The sequence below is a fragment of the Calidithermus terrae genome (assembly GCF_003574345.1).
Classification (GTDB): domain Bacteria; phylum Deinococcota; class Deinococci; order Deinococcales; family Thermaceae; genus Calidithermus; species Calidithermus chliarophilus.
Window position 1 is genome coordinate 1 of sequence record NZ_QXDL01000360.1, and the last position, 2,318, is coordinate 2,318.

At 72.2% G+C, this 2,318-nt stretch carries 2 protein-coding genes; both read left to right on the plus strand.

Annotated elements, in window-relative coordinates:
- The first annotated feature begins 246 nt into the window (after positions 1-246).
- Positions 247-894 carry a response regulator transcription factor gene (locus Mterra_RS20665; protein WP_119316799.1) on the plus strand — a complete coding sequence of 216 codons (648 nt, stop codon included), beginning with the start codon at positions 247-249 and terminating at the stop codon, positions 892-894.
- On the plus strand, positions 891-2,150 hold the full coding sequence (locus tag Mterra_RS20670) for a sensor histidine kinase (RefSeq protein WP_170159773.1): 1,260 nt from the start codon (positions 891-893) through the stop codon (positions 2,148-2,150). The genes Mterra_RS20665 and Mterra_RS20670 overlap by 4 nt, the downstream gene beginning before the upstream one ends.
- The last annotated feature ends 168 nt before the right edge of the window (positions 2,151-2,318 follow it).

A 2,318-nucleotide genomic window follows, 5' to 3' on the forward strand; every position in this document is an offset into this window, starting at 1 on the left:
GGTGCCGGGGGCGGGTCGTACGCCAAACGCAAGACGCAAGACGCAAGACGCCAAACGCAAGACGCAAGACGCCAAACGTACGACGTACGACGTACGACGTACGACGTAAGACGTAAGACGTAAGACGTACGACGTAAGACGTAAGACGTAAGACGTACGACGCCTTGGCCCTCGACGCTCGACCTTAAACGTCAGGGGCCAAATTTCAGCCTTACTTCAGGTGAGGCGTGCCACAATGGCGGCAGTATGCCCAGAGTGCTCCTGATCGAGGATGACCCCGGCGTGCGGGACGCGTTGCGGATGGGGCTCGAGCTCGAGGGGTATGAGGTGCTCGAGGCGGGGAGCGGGGCCGAGGGGCTGCGGAAGCTCGTCCAGGAGCCGGAGGTGGTGGTGCTCGACGTGCTGCTGCCGGGCGGGGACGGCTTCGGGGTGCTCAAGGAGATCCGGCAGCACAGCACGGTGCCGGTGCTGATGCTCACCGCGCTCGACGAGGTGGAGTACCGCGTGAAGGGCCTGCGCGGCGGGGCCGACGACTACCTCGTGAAGCCTTACGCGCTCTCCGAGCTCGTCGCCCGGCTCGAGGCCCTCCTGCGCCGCGCCTCCCGCGACCAGGAGATGCTGTGCTACGCCGACGTGGCGCTCTTCCCCGGCCGCATGGAGGCCCGGCGGGGGGAGCGCGTGCTCGAGCTCTCCCCCAAGGCCTTCCTGCTGCTCAAGACCTTCCTCGAGCACCCCGAACGGCTTCTGCCCAAGGAGAGCCTGATGCAGCGGGTGTGGGGGGAGGAGGTCGAGCCCAACACGCTCGAGGTGCACCTCTCGGCCCTGCGGCGGGCGTTGGGCGAGCCGCCCCTGCTGCACACCCTGCGGGGGCACGGGTACATCCTGCGCCGATGAGCCCTCTGAGCCTGCGCACGAGGCTTTTGGTGTGGCTGCTGCTGGCCCTGGCGGTGCTGCTGGTGCCGCTGTGGGTGCTCACCGTGCGCGAGGCCCAGGCCACCGCCCGCTCGGCGCTCGAGCGGGCCCTGCTGGCGCGGCTGGGCTTCCTGGCCGCCACGCTCAACGTCAGCCCGCAGTCGCTGAGCCAGGTCACCAACGACTTCGGCGGGGTGGGCTTCCTGCTGACCCCAGGCGGCACCCCCGTTTGGACCGACCAAGCCGACAACCGCCTGCCCGAGGGGGTTTACGAGGCGCTGCGCGAGGGCCGCACCTTCCGGCGGCTCGTCGAGGGCCGGCTTTGGGTGGCGCAGCCGAGCGAGCAGGGGGGCTTCGGGGTGGCGGTGCCGCTGGAGGAGGTGGCCGAGCTGCCCGCCCGCTTCTTCCGGCTCTACCTGAGCGTGGGGCTGGTGCTGCTGCTGCTGGCGTGGCTGGTGGGCGCGGCGGGGCTCTCCCGCTCCTTGCGCCCGGTGCGCTCGCTGGCGCGGGAGCTCTCCCTGCGCGGCCCCGGCTTCCTCGAGCCCCTCCCCACGCCGCCCCTGCCCGAGCTGCGCCCGGCGGTGGAGTCGCTCAACCGCCTCATGGAAGCCCTCTCCCTGGCCTTCGAGCGCCTGAGGGAGCAGGAACAGGCCGCCAAGCGCTTCGCCTACGGGGCCTCGCACGAGCTGCGCAACCCCCTGGCCGCGCTCAAGGGCTACCTCGAGGTCCTGCAGCGCCGCCCCGGCGAGCCCCGCGCGCTGGAGGGGGCCACGCGCGAGGCCCGGCGCATGGAGGCCCTGCTGGGCGGGCTGCTGACCCTGGCCCGCCTCGAGGGCCGCGGCCAGGCCCAGGCCGAGCCCCTCGACCTCGCGGCCTTCCTGCGCGAGCGCTACGGGATGCGCGTCGAGGGGGAGGCCACCGTCACCGCCGAGCCGGCCCTGCTCGAGCTCGCCCTCGACAACCTGCGCCACAACGCCGAGAAGCACGGGGGGCTGCCGCTGGAGGCCCGCCTCGAGGCCGAAGGCGGCGGGGTCTGGCTCTACCTCGACGACCGCGGCCCCGGCTTCCCCGAGGCCCTGCTGCCCCGGGTCTTCGAGCCCTTCGTCAAGGGCGACGGCAGCGGCACCGGGCTGGGGCTGGCCCTGGTGGAGGCGGTGGCCCGCGTCCACGGCGGCCGCGTGACGGCGCGGAACCGGCCCGAAGGCGGCGCGCGGGTGGGGATCTGGTTCCCGGCGTGACCTTAAGCCGGGTTCAAGAAACTTGGTGGTCCGGGCTAAGGAGTGCCTCCGGCAGGGCCTGATAGCCTCTAGGCCATGCGTTGGCTCTTCCCGCTCCTCCTGGCGGCCTGCAGCAGCCCCGCGCCCGAAGGCACCGACCCCCCGCCCGCCTGCGAAAACCTGGGGCAG